We start from the raw sequence: 21,218 nt of genomic DNA on the forward strand, positions 1-21,218 counted from the left end.
TCATCGGAGAGGAGTGGGAATGGACGCATCGGCACTGTTCAAGTTCTCGTCGGGTCTCTATGTGGTCTCGGCGGACGACGGCGAGCGGGCGGGCGCATGCCTCGTGAACACGGGGCTGCAGGTGACCGCCGAGCCGCTTCAGGTCTCGGTGACGGTGAACAAGGAAAACTTCACCTGCGGCGCCATCGAGCGCGCGGGGCACTTCGCGCTCGCCGTGCTCGACGAGTCGGCCGACATGCCCTTCGTCGGGCGCTTCGGCTTCAGGAGCTCGGTGGACTTCGACAAGTTCGAGGGCATCCAGAGCGCCGTGGCATCGACCGGGGACCCGTACCCCGCCGAGCATGCCTGCTCCTACGTCGCGTGCGAGGTTGTGCAGACCACGGACGTGGGGACGCACCTCACCTTCGTCGGTCGGGTCGTCGACGCCGGAAACCTCTCGGGCGAGCCGCCCATGACGTACGCGTACTACCACGGCACGCTGAAGGGCAAGACCCCGGCGAAGGCCTCCTCCTACGTGGAGGGCCTGAGCTAGGCATCCCATCTGGCGCAACGCGGGGCGAGAAACGCCACCGTTGTGATAGCATTTCGAAAGGGCACGTTGGACCAAGTGAGAGGAGAGCACCATGGCAGATGAGAAGAAGTACACGTTCCGCTGCACCGTCTGCGGCTGGGAGGTCACCGTTGACACTCCCGAGCTGCCTGAGGACTTTGTCTGCGAGGTCTGCGGCGTCGGCCCCGACCTGTTTGAGCTCGTCGAGGAGTAGTCCTTCTCGCCAGGAGCGGTGCGTGGGGCGGCCTCCCGTGGGAGGCCGCCCCTTTTGCGTGGGCGAGAAGGGCGACTGCGGCCCGTACGCTCTTCTCGTCGGCGATGTGCGCGGGCCGCCGTGGCTATGCATCGAGAAAAACGGGTAGAATGACCCCACGGTCGCGCGAGCGGCCCGTACGTTGACAGCCGCATGGTGGCAGTCTTCCCATTCCACCCGGGGGTGACTGGTTTCGACAGGGTGGGTCTGAGATGGGCAGCAGGCCGTGGTCTCCTCGCCACGCTAAACAGGGGTACCGTCAAATTGAATTGACGACAACAACTCTTACGAGCCTCAGCTGGCTCTCGCTGCTTAATTAGATAGCGGCGCGTCAAACCGGGGATTGCTCCCGTTCCCGGGGCGACGTCATTTCAGGGAGATGCGCGCGCGGACGTAGTCGGTATGCCGCGCGCTAAGACCGAACCGGCTGGGAGGCCAAGCGCGGGTCACCGGGTGCGCGGCCTCCGAGATCCAACCGGCGACTGAGCCTGGAGACACCTGTCAGGGATCTGCTTTGGACCGGAGTTCGATTCTCCGCACCTCCACCTGCACGCCTGTGCCGGGGTCCGAATGGGCCCCGGCTTTTTTGACTGGCTCCTTAGCTTTCCTTGGAGGTTCCCATGTTTGTGGTTGATGGCGTTGCCTATGCGGGGGAGCCGTAGGAGGACATGGGGGTTGCTTCGGCCCGGGTGGTCAATGACCTCTCAATGCTGGTGACCTTCTCTATGGGTAAGACGCGTCTCTTTGATGCGTCGCCCCTTCTGGAGATGCCCGTCTTTGCCCCCTTGGAAGAGGGCGAGACCTTTTCGTGCTTTGAGATTGTTCACGAAGTCGTGTGCTGGGCGGACGGGGAGATCGATCTATCTCCGGAGAAGATGTACGAGCTAAGCTGCGCGTACGAGAGGATTGCCTAGGCGGAAGAACGTCAGCGAGTGAGAAGTGGGTCGGCCGGAGAAGCGGAGGTCGGACAATGGTTCTTGCCCTGTATCTGGGGATCGCCTCGATAGCCTTTGCCTTGGCCGCCGCCGTGATGAGGCCGTCAGAGCGCTCCATGTTGCTTGTTGCCCTGAGCTTCTTCCTCTCGTCCCTCTGCTTCCTCTTCATCCTGTGGTCGAATACCCGAGTGGACATCTCATCAATCCTTGATACTGTGAACGGGTGGTTTTTTGGAGGGGCGGGGCTGATGGCTAGCTCCACCGCCCTTTCGGCAATCTCTCTCGTCCGATACGTGAGGGGGCTCCGCCGGGCGCGCCGCCGGTGACTAACGTGCAAAAACCGAAAAGCCCCGCTTTGCCTCCCTGCTTAAATGAAGTGCAATCGGATTCTGCATGAAAACGAGGCGAAGGGCGCCACACCTCGCTCCGCACGCTCCGGTCGTGCGACAATGTGCCGGGAAAAACGCGGACGAGGGGAGCCACCATGCCAACCGAGAAGACTAACGTGCCGGCGCTCGTGCTCGAGGGCGGCGGGTTCAGGGGCCTGTTCACGGCGGGCGTGCTCGACGTGCTCCAGGAGCGCGGGCTGTACGACTTCTCCAGCGTGTGGGGCGTCTCGGCCGGCGCCATCAACGCGTCCAACTTCCGCTCGCGCCAGATCGGCCGCACCATGCGCGACATGCTCGCCTTCCGCGACGACAAGCGCTTCATGTCCCTCTGGTCGCTCGCCACGACGGGCAACATGGCGGGCGCGGACTTCATGTACGACGAGGTCCAGAACCACATCGACCCCTGCGACGTGGAGACCTTCAACGCGAGCGACCTGCCCATGTACGCCGTGGTGTCCGACGTGACCTTTGGCACAGCGGACTACCTGCCTGTGCGCCGCTTCCCCGACGACATCGACCGCGTCCGCGCGTCGGCCTCCCTGCCCATGGTCTCGCGCATCGTGGAGATTGACGGCAAGCGCTACCTCGACGGCGGCACCACCGACTCCATACCCTTCGAGACGGCGATGGGCCTGCCCGGGGCGCGCGAGATTGAGGGGCACGTCCCGGCAGAGCGCGCCCTCGTGGTGCTCACGCAGGACCGCGGCTTCGTGCGCGGTGCCGGCAGCGAGGCCATCGCGCTGAAGTCCCACCTCTACGACGCCTACCCGTACTACCTCGAGGCGCTTGCCACGCGCGGCGAGCGCTACAACGCCCAGCGCGAGCTCCTCTGGGAGCTCGAGGCCGAGGGGCGCTGCCTCGTCATCGCCCCGGAGGAGCCGGTGACCATCGGCAGCTCGGAGCGCTCGGGCGAGCCGCTCCTCAGGCTCTACGTCGCCGGCCGCCGCCAGGCCGAGGCGCGCCTGGCGGAGATCGACGCGTTTCTCTGCGCAGAATAGGGGACACCCATGAGCAGCATCACCCTGACGGGCGTGACCTCGGTCGCGCCGGACCCGCTGCGGCCCAACGTGGCCGTCGTCGCGTTTGCCGCCGCCGAGGGCACCTCGTCTGGCGAGAATGACGGCGCGCCCGCAGCCCCGCGTGCGGTGGAGGGGCGCATCGCGTTTCTCGACGAGGACGTCGTGCGCTACACGGTTGATCCCGCCGGCGCGTTTGCGCCGTACGCGAAGCCCGTCTGCCCGGAGCACGCGGCGCGCATCCCGGCCCAGCCGGACGACTCGGAGCGCTACGCGCACCCCGCGGTGCGCGTGCGCGAGGAGGGCGGCGCCTTCGTGGTGGCCGCCGGCGGCACCGAGGTCCTTCTCGGCAGATCGGACGCGCTGCTGAGCGTGCGCCGCAACGGTCGCGTGGTGGTGCGGGAGACGGCGCCCCTGCAGATGGGCGCGGACTCAACCACGCAGGTCCTGGCGTGCGCCCCCGACGAGAAGTTCTTTGGCGGCGGCACGCAGAACGGCCGAGCCGAGCACGCGGGGACCGTCATCAACATCGTGAGCGCGCCGGTCAACGGCAACGAGTGGCAGGACGGCGACGTGGCCTCGCCGAGCCCCTTCTTCTGGTCGAGCGCGGGCTACGGCGTGCTGAGAAACACCTTCGCGCGCGGGGCCTACGACTTTGCCGCCACGGGCGCGGACGTGCGCGCCGCCCACGAGGACGGGCTCTTCGACGCGTATCTCCTCGTGGCGGGCTGTGCCGGCGAGTCCGCGGCCGGTCTCGCGGAGACGGCGCGCGCCGTGCTGCGTGCGTACTACCGCGTGACGGGCGCGCCGGTCCTTCTCCCCGAGTATGCCTTCTACCTGGGACACCTCAACGCCTACAACCGTGACGCGTGGTCTGCCGAGCCGCTTCCCGCAGAAGCGCGCGGCACCGTGGCGGGGGCTCCCGCGACCGAGGGCAAGGCCTGGGTCGTCCACGGCTCCGGGCACGCGGGCGGCGCGGGCCGCGTTCGCTACGAGTACGGGCGCGTGCGCGGCTACGTGCTGCCGGGGCGCGGCGCCGCCGAGTCCCTCAATGGTCCGGACGAGGTGCTCCGCGAGTCTGCGGGCGGGTTCTCCTGCGAGACGCCGTATGAGTTCTCGGCGCGTGCGGTGATCGACGAGCATGCTGCCCACGACATGCCGCTCGGCTGGTTTCTGCCCAACGACGGCTACGGGTCGGGCTACGGCCACAACGGCTACGAGATGACGGGCGGCGTGGGGGCGGACGGCGCCAGCTCGCCGGAGCGCCTCGCGGCGGTGGCGGCAAACGTCGACAACCTCGCCGCCTTCTCCGCCTACGCGGCGGAGCGCGGCGTGGCCACGGGCCTGTGGGCCCAGTCCAAGATCACGCCGGACGCAAGCCCGGACGTGACCTGGCACAACCTGCGCGACTTCGCCGCCGAGACCACGCGCGGCGGCGCGGCCGCCCTCAAGACCGACGAGGAGTGGGTGGGCCAGGGCTACTCCTTCGCCCTCTCCGGCACCAAGCAGGCGTACGACATCCTGAGCCTGGACGCGCGCCGGCGCCCCTTCGTCCTCACGCTCGACGGCTGGGCCGCCACGCAGCGCTTTGGCGCCGTGTGGTCGGGCGACCAGGACGGCACGGACTGGGAGTACGTCCGCATGCACATCCCCACCTACCTGGGGCAGGGGATGTCGGGCAACCCCAACGTGGCGTCTGATCTGGACGGCATCTTCGGCGGGGACCCGGTGGTGGCCACGCGCGACTTCCAGTGGAAGGCGCTCACGCCCATCATCCTGGACATGGACGGCTGGGGCGCCTACGCCAAGCTGCCCTACGCAAACGGAGACCCCCACACGGGCATCTGCCGCATGTACCTCAAGCTCAAGAGCGAGCTCATGCCCTACGCCTACACCTGCGCGGTCGCGGCGGCGGGCCTCACGGACGCAAATGGCGACGCGTGGCTGCCCATGGTGCGGCCGCTCGCGCTCGCGGGCTGCGAGTGCCTGGCGCCCGAGGCGGCAAACTACGAGTTCCTGCTCGGCGATGCCCTGCTCGTGGCGCCGGTGTGGCGCAACGCGCGCGCAGATGAGTGCGGCAACGACGTCCGCGACGGCATCTACCTGCCCGGCGGCGAGAGGGACGTCTGGTTCGACTACTTCACCGGGGAGCGCCACGCGGGCGGGCAGACGCTCGAGGGCTTTGACGCGCCGCTCTGGAAGCTGCCCCTCTTCGTGCGCGGCGGCTCGATCGTCCCGCGCTACGAGGCGCACAACAACCCCATGCCGCCCGGCGAGAAGAACCCGCGCGGGCTTGACAGGACGCGTCGCGTGATCGACTTCTGGCCGGAGGGCCCTGCCCCGGACGGCGGCGCCCGCGAGAGCCGCTACGTGCTCTACGAGGACGGCGGGTCCTCGATCGAGAACCGCGCAAGGTGGGTCGAGGGCTACGGCCTCATGGACGACGTCTCCTACGGTGGCCACGTGGAGACCACCTTCCGCATGCGCCAGGAGCCGGGGCGGCTGGTCCTTCTCGCCGAGGCGTCGACGGGTGGCTACGAGGGCTACGACGCATTCAGGGTGACGACCATGCGCGCGCGGGTGGAGGCGCGCCCCGCTGCCGTGGGGGCGCGCTGCGCCGGGCGCGAGCTTGCGGTGCGCGAGGTGGCGGACCGCGTGGCGTTTCTCGCCGAGGAGCCGGCGGAGGGCGAGGCGGTGTGGCTCTTCGAGGAGGCGCCCGCGATCGAGACCTTTGCCCCGCCCGAGGAGCGCGCGCTGGCCGCCATGGTCGCCGGCGTCCACGGCGCTCCGCGCGTGAGCGTCCGCTTTGCGCGCGCGGACGTGGGGGAGGGCGCGCAGGAGGTGACCCTGTGGGTCTGACGCCCTTCTCTGTCGGCCCGGCGGGGCAATTAACGCGCACAGTTTGCTTTCGTTTGATATATCATCAGTTGGCTTTTGGGACAAAGGCAAATTGTGCGCGTTAATTTGCGGGCGGGGCATGCGGGGCGGGCGAGAGGCGCGGCCGCATTTGAATGGCTTGTGGAAGAAAAATTCACCAGCTCAGCGGTTGCGTCTTGCGCTATACTCTTACAGCTTTTCCACAGAGCCCCGTAATCTCTGACAAAAAAGCACGACGGTTTGTCCAGAAGCCGTCATCTCAGCAGGTACGTAGGAGGAGTCAAGTGAAGAAGTCGACTCAGTTCGCCAAGGCTGGCGAAGTCGAGCGCAAGTGGGTGCTCATCGACGCCGAGGGCGCGACGCTCGGCCGTCTGGCCACCACCGCCGCCATGATTCTTCGTGGCAAGAACAAGCCGCAGTACACCCCCAACGCCGACACCGGTGACTTCGTCGTCGTGATCAACGCCGACAAGGTCGTCCTCACGGGCGTCAAGGCCGACCACAAGCAGTACTGGCGCTACTCCGGCTATCTCGGCGGCCTCAAGCTCGAGAGCTTCCGCGAGGCCATGGAGAAGCACCCCGAGCGCGTCGTCGAGCACGCCATCAAGGGCATGCTCCCCAAGACCACCCTCGGCCGCAAGCAGGGCACCAAGCTCAAGGTCTACGCCGGCCCCGAGCACCCGCACACGGCCCAGAACCCCGTCCAGATCGATTGGAGGGCCTAACCGATGGCTGAGAACACCGTAGTCTACTCCGGCACCGGCCGCCGCAAGGAGGCTGTCGCCCGCGTTCGTCTCGTCCCCGGCACCGGCAAGGTCGTCGTCAACGGCCGCGAGGCCGCCCAGTACTTCGGCCGTCAGCAGCTCGTGGACAACGCCATTGCCCCGCTGCGTCTGACCGAGACCGCCGAGCGCTTTGACGTCCTCGCCAACTGCGACGGCGGCGGCATTACTGGCCAGGCCGGCGCCCTGCGCCTTGGCATCGCCCGCGCCCTTCTCGACGCTGGCGAGTACCGCGAGGACCTCAAGAAGGCTGGCTTCCTCACCCGTGACGCCCGCGCCGTCGAGCGCAAGAAGTACGGCCTCAAGAAGGCCCGCAAGCGCCCGCAGTTCTCCAAGCGCTAAGGCGTTTCCTCGTCCTTTCGGGCCTGTCGGCACGTTGCCGGCAGGCCCGTTTTTTAGTACAAATCCCCCACATGTCCTGCGACGGCACTTGCCCCGCGCTTTGCGTGAGTGCGAGAATGAGCGAAGCAAAACGTACCCGCCCCCGTCTCTCGTTGGAGGGAACAGCATGAAGTACTTTGGCACCGACGGCTTCCGCGGCCGCGCAAACGAGGGTCTCAACGTTGAGCACGCGTTCAAGATCGGCCGCTTCGTGGGCTGGTACTACGGCGCGCGGCAGGGGAAGAAGGCCCGCGTGGTGCTCGGCAAGGACACGCGCCGCTCGAGCTACATGTTTGAGTCCGCGCTCGTCGCCGGCCTTGTTGCCTCCGGAGCCGACGCCTACATGCTGCACGTCATCCCCACCCCGGGCGTCGCCTACGAGACGGTGGACGGCCGCTTTGACTGCGGCATCATGGTCTCGGCCTCCCACAACCCCTATACCGACAACGGCATCAAGCTCGTGAACGGCGAGGGCTACAAGATGGACGAGGACGTCCTCGAGATGATCGAGTCCTACATCGACGGCAAGGTCGAAGTGCCGCTCGCCACCGGTGACGCCATCGGCTGCACCGTCGACTACATGCAGGGGCGCAACCGCTACATCGCCCACCTCATCGCAAGCGCGAACTTCTCGCTCCAGGGCGTGAAGGTCGGCCTCGACTGCGCCAACGGCGCGGCGTCCTCCGTCGCCAAGCCCGTCTTCGACGCCCTCGGCGCCGACGTTCGCGTGATCAACAACAGCCCCGATGGCTTCAACATCAACGTGGACTGTGGCTCCACCCACATTGACCGCCTGCGTCGCCACGTCGTGGAGCAGGGGCTCGACGTGGGCTTCGCCTATGACGGTGACGCCGACCGCTGCCTTGCCGTGGACGAGCGCGGCAACGTGGTCGACGGCGACCTCATCCTCTACATCTGCGGCGTCTACCTCAACAAGCACGGTCGCCTCACGGCCGGCACCGTGGTCCCCACTGTCATGAGTAACTACGGCCTGTTCAAGGCGTTCGACGAGGCGAGCCTCTCCTATGAGACCACCGCCGTGGGCGACAAGAACGTCTACGCCTGCATGCGCGAGAACGGCTACAGCCTGGGCGGCGAGCAGTCCGGGCACATCATCTTCGGCGACATCGAGTGCACGGGCGACGGCATCATGACGTCGCTGCGCGTGATGGAGGTCTATCGTGCGGAGCGCGAGAAGCTCTCGCAGCTCGTCGCGCCGGTGAAGCTCTATCCCCAGGAGCTCGTGAACGTTCGCGTGACCGACAAGGACGCCGCCATGTCCGACGAGGGCGTGCTCGCCGCCGTCAAGAAGGCCGAGGAGTTTCTCGAGGGCCAGGGCCGCGTGCTTGTGCGCGCCTCGGGCACCGAGCCGCTGGTGCGCACCCTCGCCGAGGCGCCTACCGACGAGCTCTGCAAGCGGGCCAACGCCTTCGTGCTCGATGCGCTGGAGAAGTTCCGCGCGTAGGCGCCCTGGCCTCATGTCGCCAACGGCATCGCAAGTCCCCCGCTGATCCGGCATGCGGGGGACTCGCGCCGTTTGCGCGCGCAAGATGGCGTGCGGGCCATGCGGGGGCGCGGCGTGGATGAGCGACGGCGCATCAGCGCGGCGAGAAGAGCGCGCCCGCGCGCGGTGGCGGACGGATGTTACGGCATGTCGTGGTTTCCGGCTCTGCTGCGGGCTGGGCGTGCCGTCACTGGTACAATCTGGGCACGTGACTCAAACGCACCCAATCCCCTGAGGAGGCCCTCATGTGTGGAATCGTAGGCTACACCGGTAGAGACCAGGCGGTTGGCTACCTGCTCGAGGGCCTCTCGACCCTCGAGTATCGCGGCTACGACTCTGCCGGCGTCGAGGTCGTCGGGACGGACGGCGAGCTTCATGGGGTCAAGTGCGCGGGGCGCGTGGCGACCCTCGTCGAGCGGTGCGAGACCGCGAACCTCGTGGGCACCTGCGGCATCGCCCACACGCGCTGGGCCACGCACGGAGCCCCCACCGACAAGAACTCCCATCCGCACCGTGACTGCACCGGTCGCATCGCCGTCGTGCACAACGGCATCATCGAGAACTTCCGCGAGCTCCGCGGCTACCTGCAACGCATTGGCCACACCCTCGTCTCCGAGACCGACTCCGAGGTGATCGCGCACCTCATCGAGGACGCGTGGGCGGGGCCCTGCAGGGGTGACCTCGTGACCGCGGTGCGGCACGCGTGCCGTCGGCTCAGGGGATCGTGGGCCCTCGCCGTCGTGTGCGCCGACGCGCCCGGGGAGATCGTGTGCGCCCGCAACGGCTCGCCGCTCGTGGCCGCCTCGACGGAAGGGGGCGCCTACGCCGCCTCCGACGTCACCCCGCTCGCGGGCGTCAGCTCTCACGTCATCCAGCTCGAGAACGGCCAGTTCGCCCGCCTCGAGCAGAGCGGTGCCGTGACCGTCTACGACGAGGAGGGGCTCGTCGTGGACAGCCCCGCGACGATGGACATCGACTGGGATGCCTCGGCGGCGACGCTCGGCGGCTATGCCGACTTTATGGCCAAGGAGATCGCCGAGCAGCCCGAGGCCATCGAGCGCCTGCTCTCCGGCCGCCTTGGCGAGAAGGGCATCGTGCTCGACGAGCTCTCCATGAGCGAGCGCGACCTCGCGGCGATCGACCGCGTCTACCTCATTGCCTGCGGCACGTCTTACCACGTGAGCCTCATCGCGCGGACCCTCATCCAGACCTGGGCCAAGGTTCCCGTCGTGTGCGACTACGCCTCCGAGTTCAACTACGAGCAGGACGTGCTGGTGACGCCGCACACCCTCTGCGTGATCATCACGCAGTCGGGCGAGACGGCGGACACCCTCACCGCCGCGCGCCGCATGAAGGGGATGGGCTGCAAGGTCTTCGCGGTGACAAACGTGCTCGGCTCAACGGCCGCGCGCGAGGCCGACGGCGTTCTCTACGTGCAGGCGGGCCCGGAGGTCTGCGTGGCGTCCACGAAGGCCTATACCGCGCAGATGGTGGCGAGCGCGCTTCTCGCCCTGCGGCTGGCCCAGGCCAAGCGGCAGATGGACCTGCCTGAGGTCGGGCGCCACTATCGCGACATCTGCGCCATCCCCGACCTCATCCGCGAGGTCCTCTCGCGCTCCTGGCAGGATAAGCGTGCCGCCGCGGTCTTCCGCCGCGCGCACTCGGCGCTCTTCCTCGGCCGCGGCGTCAACGCGACGACCGCCTATGAGGGGTCGCTCAAGCTCAAGGAGATCAGCTACCTGCACGCCGAGGCATATCCGGCGGGGGAGATGAAGCACGGCCCCATCGCCCTGCTCGAGCCGGGCTTCCCGGTGGTTGCCATCGTCCCGGCCGACCGCGTCCACGACAAGACCGTATCCAACATCCAGGAGGTCATTGCGCGCGGCGCCACGTGCGTGGCCGTCGCCACGGACGGCGACGAGGCCGTGGCCTCGCTCGTCGAGCACGTCCTGTGGATTCCGCCGGTGCCCGACGAGCTGCTCGTGCCCATCGTCGCGGTGGTGCACCTGCAGATTCTCGCCCGCTACGTGGCAAGGACGCGCGGCTGTGACGTCGACAAGCCTCGCAACCTCGCGAAGTCCGTGACCGTCGAGTAGGTGGTGCGAGTGGCGACGGCAGGCATAGGGGTCGACATGCTCGAGATCTCGCGCATGGAGCGCGTGCTCGCGCGCCGCCCCAGCTTCGCGCGCCGCGTCTTCACGGACGAGGAGCGCGCGTACTGCGAGAAGAGCGCGCGGCCCGCCGAGCACTATGCCGCGCGCTTCGCCGCGCGCGAGGCCGTGCTCAAGGCCTTGGGCACGGGCTTTTCCGGGGGGATCGGCCTGCGCGACGTCTCGGTGACGCGCGATGAGGCGGGTCGGCCCCGCGTCCTTCTCGCCGGCCGGGCGGCCGAGGTCGCCCGCGAGAAGGGCGTGCGGGAGATCGCGCTCTCGATTTCGCACACGCGTGACGTCGCGGTGGCGAACGCGCTTGCGGTGACCGACGAGGTTCGTCCCGCCCCGCCCGAGCGCGACGATTCCGCGCGTCAGCTGGCCGCCTCCTTTAAGGAGGCCCGGGCGGTGCTCGACGAGCTTGAGCGCATCCAGGAGGGCCTGCTCGACGACATGGCGAGGACCGACGAGCCGCACGGCTCCGTTCCTGGCGACCAGGTCGACCTAGGCGGACAACCTTCTCTCGAGGAGTGATTCACATGCAGCCTGTGCTTAACATCGAGGACGTGAAGCGCGTCGAGGTCGCCCTCACGCGGGAGGGCGTGAGCGTCTCGGAGCTCATGCACCGCGCCGGCTTTGCCGCGGCGCAGGAGGTCATTGAGCTGGGGGACGTCGACAACGTCGTGGTGCTCGTGGGACTGGGCAACAACGGCGGAGACGGCTGGGTCGCCGCCGAGGCGCTGCACTCGCGCGGCATCAACGTCAAGGTGGTCACCCCGATCGAGCCGAATGAGCTTGCCGGCGACCTTGCGAGGCAGGTTGCCCAGAGCGCTGTGAAGTCCGGCATCGAGCCGGTGGTCGGCCCCTCTCGCGACGAGCTCGAGGGCCTGCTGGAGACCGCCGACGTCGCGCTTGACTGCATGCTTGGGACGGGCTTCCACGGGGAGGTTCGTCCCCCCTTCGACATCTGGATCGACTGCGTGAACGCTTGCCCGGCGCGCGTGGTCTCGGTCGACGTGCCGAGCGGCCTCTCCGGCCAGACGGGCCACGCCGCGCGCTCCTGCGTGATCGCGGACATGACGGTCACGATGCTCGCCCTCAAGCCCGGCCTTCTCTCCGACGACGGGCGCGACGTGTGCGGCGCGATCGTCGTGGCGCCGCTCGCCGAGCAGACCGAGCGCCTGGTTATCGAGGCCGATCCGGTCGCATGGCGTACCGACCTTGCCGACTACCTCGGTGTCCTCGCGCCGCAGACGCTCTCCGTCGACAAGTTCTCGCGCGGCTCCGTGCTCGTCGTGGGCGGCTCGCGTCGCTTCCCGGGCGCGGCGGTCATGGCCGCACGCGCCGCGGCCCGCATGGGCGCGGGGTACGTGACGCTCGCCGTCCCCGCCTCCGCCGCGCTCGCCGCTCAGGCCCATCTGCTCGAGATCCCCGTCGTTCCGCTGCCGGAGGATGCCGAGGGGACGATCTCCGCGGACGCCAAGGACGTCGTGCGCAAGCTGGCGGAGGGGGCCTCGGCCGTGCTCGTGGGCCCGGGCATGCGCGTCTCGGGAGGGACGTCGTCGATCGTCTCCGCCCTTCTCGGCATCGACGTGCCCCTCGTCATCGACGCCGACGGCCTCAACTGCCTCTCCCGCCTCACCAACGGGGCGCTTCCGGACTTTCCCGAGATCACGAGGCGCCGTGCGCCGCTCGTGCTCACCCCGCACCGCGCCGAGCTCGGCCGGCTCGTCGGGCAGGCCTCCAATCCGCCGGACTCCCTCGTGGGGCAGCTCGACGCCGCGCGCAAGATCATCTGGGCGGACGGCGGCTCCGAGCTCGTGGTGGTGGCGAAGGGTTGCGCGACGGGGTGCGTGAGCGTCGAGCAGGCCGTTCTGCCCAAGCCCGGTCCGGCGGCGCTCGCCACGGCGGGCTCGGGGGACGTGCTTGCCGGCATGATGGCCTCCGCCCTTGCACAGCGCGCCGGCGAGGACGTCGACCTTGCCCTTCTCGCCGCGTACGTATGCGAGATTCACGGCTACGCCGGGTCTCTCGCGGCTGAGCGCGTCGGCTCGCACGCGGTGATGGCGTGCGACCTCATCGACGTGGTGGGCCTTGCCTCCGACGCCGTGGAGGAGCACGCCTCCTATCCTGACGGACTGGCCGAGTAGGCCGCGGCGCGAGGGGAGATGGCCATGGGCAGGGATTCCGTGAAGAGCCCGGACACCAGGTGGTCCTGGGTCGAGGTGAACCTCGCGGCGCTGCGTCGCAACGTCACGGCGTTCAGGCGCCTTCTGGGGCGCGGCACGCAGATGATGTGCGTCGTCAAGGCGGACGCCTACGGGCACGGGGCCGTGCCGTGCGCGCGGACCATGCACGCCGCGGGCGCCAACCAGTTTGCCGTCGCCACGGTGCGAGAGGGCATCGCGCTGCGCGAGGCCGGCATCGAGTGGCCCATCCTCATCCTCTCCGAGCCTCCCGTCGACTGCGTCCGGACGCTCGTGGAGTACGACCTCATGCCGGCCGTCTACACGGCCGACTTCGCGCTCGCCCTCGGCGAGGCGGCCGCCGCCGAGAACCGCGTGGCGCGCTACCACCTCGCCATCGACACGGGCATGACGCGCATCGGCGTGCGCCGCGCGGACGTGGTGGAGCTTCGCCGCACGATCGACTTCCACCGCGGGCTGGAGTGCGCGGGCACCTTCACCCACTTCGCCACCGCCGACGTGCTCGACGACTGGGACTTCGCCCTGCAGCTCAACCGCTTCCGCGAGGCGGTCGAGGCCCTGCGTGGCGCGGGGCTCGACACCGGGCTCGTCCACTGTGACAACACCCCGGGGACGATCCTCCACCCGGAGTGCCGCTTCGACATGTGCCGCGTGGGCGTGGGCCTCTACGGCCTGCATCCCGCCGATACCACGCTCGGGCAGATCGACCTCGAGCCGGTCATGAGCGTGCGCGGCCGCATCGTCCGGGTCCTCTATCCCAACGTGGGCGACGGCGTGGGCTACGGCCTCACGTATCGCGTCCCCAAGCAGAACATCCAGATCGCGACCGTCCCCATCGGCTATGCCGACGGCCTCGCGCGCGAGCTCTCCAACAACATGGACGTCCTCGTGGGCGGGTGCCGCTGCCGTCAGGTCGGAAACATCTGCATGGACCAGTTCATGTTCGCGGTGGACGTCAACGGCGCGCGCTCGTATCGCCCGACGCGACCGGTCGAGTACGGCGACGTGGTCACCATCATCGGCGCGGACGGCGACGAGCGCATCACCGCCGACGAGATGGCCGGCCTGCGCAACACCATCAACTACGAGGTGGTCTGCGACTTTGGCATGCGCCTGGAGAAGGTCTATGCCTAGGCGTCCCGCAGCCGAGAGAAGGGGGCTCGACCTCATGGCCGTCATGCACATTCCCGGGCACGAGCATCAGAAGCCGCGCGAGGTCACGCTCCAGGAGATCCGCGACCTCATGGGCAACTGCCAGCTCTGCCCGCTCGGCGCCACGCGCACGAACCTCGTCTTCGGCGTGGGCAACCCGCACGCCCGCGTGATGTTCATCGGCGAGGGCCCCGGCCGCAACGAGGACCTGCAGGGCGAGCCCTTCGTGGGCGCTGCCGGCCACAAGCTGGACGCCCTTCTCAGCTGCGCGGGTCTCACGCGCGACGAGATCTACATCGCCAACGTGGTGAAGTGCCGCCCGCCCGGAAACCGCAATCCCAGGCCCGAGGAGATCGAGGCCTGCGCGCCCTTTCTGCGCGAGCAGATCCGCTCGATCTGGCCGGACGTTATCGTGTGCCTGGGCAACTTCGCCTCCCAGTTCGTGCTGAGAACCAACGCGGGCGTGACCACGCTGCGCGGAAGGCTTCACCAGACGGGGCACTTCGTGGTGTGCCCCACGTTCCATCCGGCGGCGTGCATCTACCATGTCGAGTGGCAGCCGCTGCTCGAGGCGGATCTCACGATGGTGGGGGAGTGGCTCGCCGCTCACCCCGCGGGGGAGGCACGATGAGCGAGAAGAGCTTCCGCACGTGCTCGCGCGACGAGACGATCGCGCTTGGCGAGCGGCTCGGTCGCGCCCTCGCCGCCGGCGACGTGCTCGTGCTGACGGGCGACCTGGGGGCGGGGAAGACCCAGCTCACCAAGGGCATCGCCGCCGGCATGGGCGTGACGGACGACGTCACGAGCCCCACGTTCACCATCGAGATGGTCTACCAGGGCGCGGAGATGCCGCTCTACCACTTCGACCTCTATCGTCTGGACGATCCGGACCAGCTGGAGGACACGGGCATCTTCGACGTGCTCGGCGCCGACGGCGTGTGCTCGATCGAGTGGGGCGAGCAGTTTGCGGACGAGATCGGCGACGCGCGCGTGGACGTCTTCGTGACCCGTCTCGACGACGAGGCGGCTCCCGGCGAGGAGCCGCCGCGCGAGGTGCGGCTCGTTGCGCACGATGGGCGAGGAGAGGCACTTCTCGCCACGCTGTAGCGCGTCAGCTCCGTCATGCCAATGGCGTCAGGTTTGTTTGGCGCGCGTGAAACCGCGCGCCAAACAAACCTGACGCCATTGGCACAAGATAGTAAAAATTCCCAATTGATACTGAGTATCAATATGCTATCCTGAGACCGACACGAGGGAGGTGGACATGCCGACGAGAAACACCGTGCAGCGTGCAATCATCGCGGACGAGCTCGTTCGCCTGGCGGACCACCCTACCGCCGACGAGGTCTATGAGTCCGTTCACGAGGAGCATCCCACGATCAGCCGGGCGACGGTCTACCGTACGCTCAACAGGCTCTCCGACGAGGGGAAGATCGGGCGGGTGCGCATCAACAACGGGGCGGACCGCTTTGACCATCGCTCGTTCCCGCACTACCACGTGCGCTGCGTGCGCTGCGGCAGGGTGGACGACGTCATGATCGACCCCATCGGGGAGGACGTGAACGAGGCGGCGGCCAAGGTGTCCGGCTATCGGATCTGCGGGCACAGCCTGCAGTTTGACGGCATCTGCCCCGCGTGCCAGCAAGAGGCGGTACCTACGGACCGAGAGTCTCTCGGGACGTGTGCATAGGAGAGGACGGCGAGGCCGAGGGGGCCTCGCCACCTACGAGACAACGAGGAGGTTTCACGATGGACAAGTGGGTCTGCAAGGTCTGCGGTTACATCTACGAGGGCGCCGAGCCGCCGGCGGAGTGCCCGGTCTGCCACGCTCCGGCCAGCCAGTTCGAGAAGGTCGAGGGTGAGCTCAAGCTCGCCGCCGAGCACGAGTACGGCATCTACGGCAAGACCGTGAAGGACAACCCCGACATCTCCGACGAGGACAAGGCCTACATCCTCGAGCAGCTCAAGGCCAACTTCACCGGCGAGTGCTCCGAGGTCGGCATGTACCTCTGCATGGCCCGCATCGCCCACCGCGAGGGCTACCCCGAGATCGGCCTCTACTGGGAGAAGGCCGCCTACGAGGAGGCCGAGCACGCCTCCAAGTTCGCCGAGCTGCTCGGCGAGGAGCTCGAGCCCAACATGAAGGCCTCCACCAAGGCCAACCTCGCCTGGCGCGTCGACTGCGAGTTCGGCGCCACGCAGGGCAAGACGGAGCTCGCCACCTGCGCCAAGAAGAACAACCTCGACGCCATCCACGACACCGTCCACGAGATGGCGCGCGACGAGGCCCGTCACGGCAAGGCTCTCAAGGGCCTGCTCGAGCGCTACTTCGGCTAATGGCTGGCAGGCCGAGGAAGAAGGCCGCCGGATCGAAGAAGGTCAAGCCCTCGGGGCCCGCGCCGTGCGCGGTGCTCTGGGGGCTTGACCCCTCTGTCGAGAAGGGCGCGGCGGTCCGGGCGGTGCTGAAGGAGATGGGCGTGGTCGCGCGCACGGCACTTCCGGAGCGCCTGGGCGACCCGGCGGGCGCGTTCGCGCGGATGCCGGGGTTCCGTCCGGCGCCGCCGCCCTATGCGGGCCCGACCCCGGCGGCGGAGGAGTTCGTGCTCCTGTGCGGCCTCACCGACGCGCAGGTGGACGAGTTTCTCGCCCGATCGCGCGAGACCGGGTGCGTCGTGGGCCCCAAGGCCCTGCTCACCAAGACCAACCGCGCGTGGCCGCTCGTGCGCCTGATCGACGCCGTCTGCGCCGAGCACGCCGCCAACGCCTCCTGACGCGGCCCGATTGCCTTTGCCAGGTTTTGCGCCCCTCGCGTTTGCATGAGCAAACTCCGCGAGTTCTTCTCCCCCAACTGGGAAAACAATGGAATCGGGCGGTTTTGTCCGGAGGTTTGCACGAGCAAACTCCGGGCCGCGCGCGCCGTTCGGAATGGCCGCGCTGGATGAGCAGGGTCGCCAGGCGAGAAGGACCTCGGGGGCGCGAGCCCTGCCGAAGAGGCCTGCCCCCGTGCGCGCCCGCAGGCATGCCCATCGCCTCGGCCGGGGCGTCCGTTGTGGCGTAAAACGAGCCGGTTGTGCAGCTCCTGGTTGAGCGGGCGCTCCCTCGGTACACTTAAGCTGCCGTCAAGCTGTCTGTAAGGCGGGCGCATCGGGAGGACCATGGGAGAGCTGCTGCAGAACTTCATGACCACGCTCACGGCGAGCGTCGAGTCGCTCTACAACCTCGCTTGGGCGCTCTCCCTGGTGCTGCTCCTCACCAAGTTCCATGGCGCGGGCAGGCGGCTGCTCTGGCTCCTGCCGCTGCGCCTCGCGATCGCGCTCCCGGTGGTGTGGCTGCTCGGCACCGTGAGCGACCTCATCTTCCCCAACTCGATCACGTGGACCGTCGCGCCGGCCGTGGTCTGCGGCGCCATCTTCTGGGACCGCAAGACGCCAGCGCAGCTCGTGCGCATAGGGCTCGTCATCTGCGCGTGGCTCTACTCGCTCTCCGTTGCCGACATGCTCAACGCGGAGCTTCAGGGCGGGATAGAGCTCGCCTCCGTCACCTCGCTCGCGTACATGCTCCTGCTGCGCACGATCCTCGTCGTGCTGGAGCGCCACAACTCGCTCGACGAGGACAACGTCTCGCTCTCCTTTGTGATCCCCGTGCTCATCGTCTGCGCCTCGGGCCTCGCCGAGCGCGCCATCCTCTACCTCCGCTCGGACTTCGGCCTCGTCTACTACTCGGCAAGCACGCTCGAGAGCTTCCTCACCTGCCTCAACGGCCAGCTCGCGGAGCTCGTGGTGTACTGGGCCGTCCTGCGCCTCGCGCGCGAGCTGCGGGAGAAGGAGCGCATCCAGGCGGAGCGTCACCTCATGGAGGGGCGCTACCAGGCGCTCCTTGCCTACCGCGAGAGCGGGGAGAGCCTGAGGCGCCTCCGCCACGAGGTGAAGAACCAGTACGCCTACATCCGCATGCTGCTCGAGCAGAAGGACTACGCCCGCGCGGAGGAGTTCTTCGGAGAGATGTCGCTGCGCGCCAACCCCACGTTCTCCATGGTGGCCAGCGGAAACGACCTCGTGGACGACATCGTGAACATAGAGATCGCCAAGGCCCGGGCGGCCGGCGTGGAGATCAGCGCGCGCATCGCGGTGCCGCCCGAGCTGCCCTACGAGGAGATCGACCTCTGCAGCCTGCTCATGAACCTGCTCGACAACGCGATCGAAGCCTGTGCGGAGGGCGGCGAGAAGAACGTGCGCCTGGGGATCGTCGCCGACCAGGGGGCGCTCGCGGTGACGGTGGTGAACCCCTCCTCGCGCGAGCCCAGGCGCAGCGAGGCCGGGACGCTGGTGACCACGAAGAAGGACCCGGAGGGGCACGGGTACGGGACCTCGATCGTGAGGGCGGTCGCCGAGAAGTACGACGGCGCCGCCGACTTCTCGTACTACGACGGGGAGTTTGTGGCTAGGGTAATGCTCGCGCTGCCCGCATAGGCAGCGCGTGGGGCGGGATGCCCCGGGGACGGGAGGGACATGCTTCAGTATCACGTTGCCGTCTGCGACGACGAGCGCTTCGCCGCGGACGCCATAGCCACGGCCGCCGAGCGAGAGCTCTCCCTCCGCGGGGCGCAGGCGGACGTCGAGGTCTACACCGTGCTCGAGGATCTGGCCAAGCGAATGGACTCGGTGGGCTTTGACCTCGTCCTTCTTGACATCGAGATGCCGGGCATCGACGGCATCCAGTTTGGGCGCGCCCTGCGCGAGATCGGCTTTGGGACGGACATCATCTACGTGTCCAACAGCGAGGACCGGGTCTTCGAGTCCCTCTCCCTGCGGCCGATTGGCTTTGTGCGAAAGAGCCGCTTCAACCAGGACATGGCGGAGGCCATAGAGACCTTCGTCCGCGAGCGCCGCAAGACGAGCACCAACCGCACAATCACCCTCAAGATGGCGCACGCCATGGGGACGTTCTCCGTCGACGACATCGCCTATGTCGAGGCGCACCGGCGCGAGAAGATCGTGCACCTTGCCAACGGGCGCACCGAGGAGGTCCTGACGACCCTCGACGAGATGGGGGAGAAGCTCGCGCCGTTCGGGTTCTATCGCGTCCACAAGGGCTATCTCGTCAACTTTGCGCACGTGCGGCAGCTCACGTCGCAGGGCTTCGTGGTGGGGTGCGACCTCGTGCCCATCGGCCGCTCCAAGGTGGCCGACGCCCGCCGCGCCTACATGGACTACCTGAACAACAAGAACTCGATCATGCTCTGATGCCTAAAAGGGGACAGGCCCCTTTTAGGCATTGCCGGCAATTCTCGAGAAATACTCATATATGAGTGATTATTATGGCATAGACCACCAAAATGCTAATATATGAGCTATGAATACACTGCTTGATCAACAGCTTCCGGGAGATGTCATGCGCGATATTGCTGAGCGCATGGTCTGTCGCCGCAGGGAGAAAGGGCTTACCCAGGCCCAGCTTGCCGAGAAGTCTGGCGTCAGCCTTGGATCTCTCAGGCGTTTCGAGAGGAGTCATCAGATCTCCCTGGCCTCGCTCGTCAAGATTTCGTTTGCTCTTGGCTGCGAGGATGACTTCGCCGCTCTGTTTGCCAGGAAGGGCTATGCATCCATAGAGGAAGTTGTGAGGGAAGGCAGAGGGGGCGTGCCGAGGCGTTAGGAGGACTGCGTGGAGAAGCTGAGCCATATCGACAGAGTGCGGGTTCTCATGGGCGGACAACAAGTTGGGACGCTCGCTATGACCGCAACGCGCGTGCTTGCGTTTCAGTATTGTCCGGAATGGCTACGTGATGGCTTCAGCATCAGCCCCCTCAGCCTGCCCCTCAGCGGAGAGGTGTTTGTCGCCGATCCGGATCCGCTGGACGGAGTCTTTGGCGTGTTTGACGACAGTCTTCCCGATGGTTGGGGACGGCTGCTAGTGGATAGGACACTCAAGGCGCACCATATTGACCCCCGTTCAATCGGCCCTCTCGCCCGACTTTCAATTGTGGGGTCGAGTGGCATGGGGGCGCTTGAATATGAGCCGGAGACCCGCCTTGCCCCGTCTTCTGCCGCGGCTAACCTCGACAGCATCGCCGAGGAGTGCGCCAGACTGCTGGAGAGCGAATATACCGGTGATCTTGATGCGCTTTTTACGCTGGGAGGCTCGTCAGGAGGCGCGCGTCCGAAGATTCTTACGAGCGTCGACGGCGATGAATGGATTATCAAGTTTGCGTCTTCGATGGACACACAGTCCATCGGTGCGGACGAGTATCGGATTGCGCAGCTGGCGGGTAGGTGCGGGATTGACATCCCTGAGACAAGGCTCTTCCCGTCAAAGCGCTGCGAGGGGTACTTTGGGATTAGGAGGTTTGATCGTGTCCGTGATGGTGCGAGGATGCGAAGGGTTCACATGGTATCCGCCGGCGCCCTGCTTGAGACCTCGCACAGAATCCCCAATCTCGACTATGAGACGCTCATGCGCCTGACGTGGCGGATGACGGACAGCGAGAAGGACGTGGAGCGTCTCTACAGGCTCATGTGCTTCAACGTTTTTATTGGCAACCGTGACGACCACTCCAAGAACTTCTCCTATGTCTACGATGAGGAGGAGGGGGCATGGCATCTCTCGCCCGCCTATGACCTGACCCAGAACTCGGGGGCGTATGGGGAGCATGCCACGACAGTGAACGGAAAGGGCAGGGACATCTCCCTTGATGACCTCGTCTCCGTTGGGGTGGAGGCGGGAATTGTCCGATCAGCCGCCGCCTCGACGGCTCGGGACATAAGGGCGCTCATCTCGTCAGAGGGTATGCTTGCCACTTCGTAACGATCGTGAATTGGAGACAGCCCCCATTTGCAGGCGCCGTTCGCCGGCGATTCCGCACCGCTCGTGAGCAGCGCTTCATTGCAGTTAGTGACGCAAATCGCGCCATTGGTGACGTGAGGGGACTTTGGTGCGGCGCGATTCGCAGTCTGGCGTACGCCCCGCTTGGCCGCTTTTCAGCTTCCTATCGTAGAGCTCGGAGGCTTCGGGCCTCTCCCTCCCTT

Annotated in this window: 22 protein-coding genes and 1 other RNA gene; all 23 read left to right on the top strand. The window is 67.3% G+C overall.

Annotated elements, in window-relative coordinates:
* Positions 1 to 19 precede the first annotated feature (19 nt).
* The 23 genes from ACULPM_RS05520 to ACULPM_RS05630 all read left to right on the top strand — a co-directional run bounded on the left by ACULPM_RS05520 (position 20) and on the right by ACULPM_RS05630 (position 20,997).
* Positions 20 to 532, top strand: coding sequence for a flavin reductase family protein (locus ACULPM_RS05520; RefSeq protein WP_075278936.1), 513 nt, complete (start codon positions 20 to 22; stop codon positions 530 to 532).
* A gap of 91 nt (positions 533 to 623) precedes the next feature.
* Positions 624 to 764, top strand: a complete 141-nt coding sequence (locus tag ACULPM_RS05525; protein WP_075278935.1) for a rubredoxin — start codon at positions 624 to 626, stop codon at positions 762 to 764.
* A 218-nt stretch (positions 765 to 982) separates the two neighbouring features.
* Positions 983 to 1,351, top strand: a transfer-messenger RNA (tmRNA) gene (gene ssrA, locus ACULPM_RS05530).
* A gap of 120 nt (positions 1,352 to 1,471) precedes the next feature.
* The gene (locus tag ACULPM_RS05535; protein ID WP_445331525.1) at positions 1,472 to 1,717 is read left to right on the top strand and encodes a DUF2442 domain-containing protein; all 246 of its coding nucleotides are present in this window, start codon (positions 1,472 to 1,474) and stop codon (positions 1,715 to 1,717) included.
* 56 nt (positions 1,718 to 1,773) lie between these two features.
* On the top strand, positions 1,774 to 2,064 hold the full coding sequence (locus tag ACULPM_RS05540) for a hypothetical protein (RefSeq protein WP_445331524.1): 291 nt from the start codon (positions 1,774 to 1,776) through the stop codon (positions 2,062 to 2,064).
* Positions 2,065 to 2,222: 158 nt separating this feature from the next.
* The gene (locus tag ACULPM_RS05545) at positions 2,223 to 3,125 is read left to right on the top strand and encodes a patatin-like phospholipase family protein (protein ID WP_417801698.1); all 903 of its coding nucleotides are present in this window, start codon (positions 2,223 to 2,225) and stop codon (positions 3,123 to 3,125) included.
* Between the two features lie 9 nt (positions 3,126 to 3,134).
* Positions 3,135 to 6,002, top strand: a complete 2,868-nt coding sequence (locus tag ACULPM_RS05550; RefSeq protein WP_445331523.1) for a TIM-barrel domain-containing protein — start codon at positions 3,135 to 3,137, stop codon at positions 6,000 to 6,002.
* A gap of 302 nt (positions 6,003 to 6,304) precedes the next feature.
* The gene (rplM, locus tag ACULPM_RS05555) at positions 6,305 to 6,745 is read left to right on the top strand and encodes a 50S ribosomal protein L13 (protein ID WP_075278931.1); all 441 of its coding nucleotides are present in this window, start codon (positions 6,305 to 6,307) and stop codon (positions 6,743 to 6,745) included.
* 3 nt (positions 6,746 to 6,748) lie between these two features.
* Positions 6,749 to 7,144 (top strand): 30S ribosomal protein S9, encoded by a 396-nt coding sequence (rpsI, locus tag ACULPM_RS05560; RefSeq protein ID WP_075278930.1) that lies wholly within the window; start codon positions 6,749 to 6,751, stop codon positions 7,142 to 7,144.
* A gap of 166 nt (positions 7,145 to 7,310) precedes the next feature.
* The gene (gene glmM, locus ACULPM_RS05565) at positions 7,311 to 8,648 is read left to right on the top strand and encodes a phosphoglucosamine mutase (protein ID WP_445331522.1); all 1,338 of its coding nucleotides are present in this window, start codon (positions 7,311 to 7,313) and stop codon (positions 8,646 to 8,648) included.
* 284 nt (positions 8,649 to 8,932) lie between these two features.
* Positions 8,933 to 10,783 carry a glutamine--fructose-6-phosphate transaminase (isomerizing) gene (gene glmS / locus ACULPM_RS05570; protein WP_445331521.1) on the top strand — a complete coding sequence of 617 codons (1,851 nt, stop codon included), beginning with the start codon at positions 8,933 to 8,935 and terminating at the stop codon, positions 10,781 to 10,783.
* A 9-nt stretch (positions 10,784 to 10,792) separates the two neighbouring features.
* Positions 10,793 to 11,371: a holo-ACP synthase gene (gene acpS, locus ACULPM_RS05575; RefSeq protein ID WP_445331520.1), complete on the top strand. Its 579-nt coding sequence runs from the start codon at positions 10,793 to 10,795 to the stop codon at positions 11,369 to 11,371.
* A gap of 5 nt (positions 11,372 to 11,376) precedes the next feature.
* Entirely contained in the window at positions 11,377 to 12,987 is a 1,611-nt protein-coding gene (locus ACULPM_RS05580; RefSeq protein ID WP_317416196.1) for an NAD(P)H-hydrate dehydratase, read from the top strand.
* A 24-nt stretch (positions 12,988 to 13,011) separates the two neighbouring features.
* Entirely contained in the window at positions 13,012 to 14,178 is a 1,167-nt protein-coding gene (gene alr / locus ACULPM_RS05585) for an alanine racemase (RefSeq protein WP_445331519.1), read from the top strand.
* A gap of 34 nt (positions 14,179 to 14,212) precedes the next feature.
* The gene (locus tag ACULPM_RS05590; RefSeq protein ID WP_445331532.1) at positions 14,213 to 14,827 is read left to right on the top strand and encodes a uracil-DNA glycosylase; all 615 of its coding nucleotides are present in this window, start codon (positions 14,213 to 14,215) and stop codon (positions 14,825 to 14,827) included.
* Positions 14,824 to 15,303: a tRNA (adenosine(37)-N6)-threonylcarbamoyltransferase complex ATPase subunit type 1 TsaE gene (gene tsaE / locus ACULPM_RS05595; RefSeq protein ID WP_167931170.1), complete on the top strand. Its 480-nt coding sequence runs from the start codon at positions 14,824 to 14,826 to the stop codon at positions 15,301 to 15,303. The genes ACULPM_RS05590 and tsaE overlap by 4 nt, the downstream gene beginning before the upstream one ends.
* Before the next feature lie 157 nt (positions 15,304 to 15,460).
* Positions 15,461 to 15,886, top strand: a complete 426-nt coding sequence (locus ACULPM_RS05600; protein WP_445331518.1) for a Fur family transcriptional regulator — start codon at positions 15,461 to 15,463, stop codon at positions 15,884 to 15,886.
* A gap of 59 nt (positions 15,887 to 15,945) precedes the next feature.
* Entirely contained in the window at positions 15,946 to 16,533 is a 588-nt protein-coding gene (locus ACULPM_RS05605; RefSeq protein WP_075278922.1) for a rubredoxin-like domain-containing protein, read from the top strand.
* A complete protein-coding gene (locus tag ACULPM_RS05610) occupies positions 16,533 to 16,967 on the top strand; it encodes a DUF3783 domain-containing protein (protein ID WP_445331517.1) in 435 nt (144 codons plus the stop codon). Before ACULPM_RS05605 ends, ACULPM_RS05610 begins: the two co-directional genes overlap by 1 nt.
* Positions 16,968 to 17,351: 384 nt before the next feature.
* On the top strand, positions 17,352 to 18,665 hold the full coding sequence (locus ACULPM_RS05615) for a GHKL domain-containing protein (protein ID WP_445331516.1): 1,314 nt from the start codon (positions 17,352 to 17,354) through the stop codon (positions 18,663 to 18,665).
* Between the two features lie 39 nt (positions 18,666 to 18,704).
* A complete protein-coding gene (locus ACULPM_RS05620; RefSeq protein WP_445331515.1) occupies positions 18,705 to 19,439 on the top strand; it encodes a LytR/AlgR family response regulator transcription factor in 735 nt (244 codons plus the stop codon).
* A 148-nt stretch (positions 19,440 to 19,587) separates the two neighbouring features.
* Positions 19,588 to 19,848, top strand: coding sequence for a helix-turn-helix domain-containing protein (locus ACULPM_RS05625; RefSeq protein ID WP_445331514.1), 261 nt, complete (start codon positions 19,588 to 19,590; stop codon positions 19,846 to 19,848).
* A gap of 9 nt (positions 19,849 to 19,857) precedes the next feature.
* The gene (locus tag ACULPM_RS05630) at positions 19,858 to 20,997 is read left to right on the top strand and encodes a type II toxin-antitoxin system HipA family toxin (RefSeq protein WP_445331513.1); all 1,140 of its coding nucleotides are present in this window, start codon (positions 19,858 to 19,860) and stop codon (positions 20,995 to 20,997) included.
* The last annotated feature ends 221 nt before the right edge of the window (positions 20,998 to 21,218 follow it).

It is taken from the genome of Thermophilibacter sp. ZX-H3 (assembly GCF_052599055.1).

What these genes read in the sequence shown, in the direction of transcription:
- ACULPM_RS05520 (WP_075278936.1), top strand. Translation starts at nt 20, where the DNA reads ATGGACGCATCGGCACTGTTCAAGTTCTCGTCGGGTCTCTATGTGGTC.
- ACULPM_RS05525 (WP_075278935.1), top strand. Translation starts at nt 624, where the DNA reads ATGGCAGATGAGAAGAAGTACACGTTCCGCTGCACCGTCTGCGGCTGG.
- ACULPM_RS05535 (WP_445331525.1), top strand. Translation starts at nt 1,472, where the DNA reads ATGGGGGTTGCTTCGGCCCGGGTGGTCAATGACCTCTCAATGCTGGTG.
- ACULPM_RS05540 (WP_445331524.1), top strand. Translation starts at nt 1,774, where the DNA reads ATGGTTCTTGCCCTGTATCTGGGGATCGCCTCGATAGCCTTTGCCTTG.
- ACULPM_RS05545 (WP_417801698.1), top strand. Translation starts at nt 2,223, where the DNA reads ATGCCAACCGAGAAGACTAACGTGCCGGCGCTCGTGCTCGAGGGCGGC.
- ACULPM_RS05550 (WP_445331523.1), top strand. Translation starts at nt 3,135, where the DNA reads ATGAGCAGCATCACCCTGACGGGCGTGACCTCGGTCGCGCCGGACCCG.
- rpsI (WP_075278930.1), top strand. Translation starts at nt 6,749, where the DNA reads ATGGCTGAGAACACCGTAGTCTACTCCGGCACCGGCCGCCGCAAGGAG.
- glmM (WP_445331522.1), top strand. Translation starts at nt 7,311, where the DNA reads ATGAAGTACTTTGGCACCGACGGCTTCCGCGGCCGCGCAAACGAGGGT.
- glmS (WP_445331521.1), top strand. Translation starts at nt 8,933, where the DNA reads ATGTGTGGAATCGTAGGCTACACCGGTAGAGACCAGGCGGTTGGCTAC.
- ACULPM_RS05580 (WP_317416196.1), top strand. Translation starts at nt 11,377, where the DNA reads ATGCAGCCTGTGCTTAACATCGAGGACGTGAAGCGCGTCGAGGTCGCC.
- alr (WP_445331519.1), top strand. Translation starts at nt 13,012, where the DNA reads ATGGGCAGGGATTCCGTGAAGAGCCCGGACACCAGGTGGTCCTGGGTC.
- ACULPM_RS05590 (WP_445331532.1), top strand. Translation starts at nt 14,213, where the DNA reads ATGGCCGTCATGCACATTCCCGGGCACGAGCATCAGAAGCCGCGCGAG.
- tsaE (WP_167931170.1), top strand. Translation starts at nt 14,824, where the DNA reads ATGAGCGAGAAGAGCTTCCGCACGTGCTCGCGCGACGAGACGATCGCG.
- ACULPM_RS05600 (WP_445331518.1), top strand. Translation starts at nt 15,461, where the DNA reads ATGCCGACGAGAAACACCGTGCAGCGTGCAATCATCGCGGACGAGCTC.
- ACULPM_RS05605 (WP_075278922.1), top strand. Translation starts at nt 15,946, where the DNA reads ATGGACAAGTGGGTCTGCAAGGTCTGCGGTTACATCTACGAGGGCGCC.
- ACULPM_RS05610 (WP_445331517.1), top strand. Translation starts at nt 16,533, where the DNA reads ATGGCTGGCAGGCCGAGGAAGAAGGCCGCCGGATCGAAGAAGGTCAAG.
- ACULPM_RS05615 (WP_445331516.1), top strand. Translation starts at nt 17,352, where the DNA reads ATGGGAGAGCTGCTGCAGAACTTCATGACCACGCTCACGGCGAGCGTC.
- ACULPM_RS05620 (WP_445331515.1), top strand. Translation starts at nt 18,705, where the DNA reads ATGCTTCAGTATCACGTTGCCGTCTGCGACGACGAGCGCTTCGCCGCG.
- ACULPM_RS05625 (WP_445331514.1), top strand. Translation starts at nt 19,588, where the DNA reads ATGCGCGATATTGCTGAGCGCATGGTCTGTCGCCGCAGGGAGAAAGGG.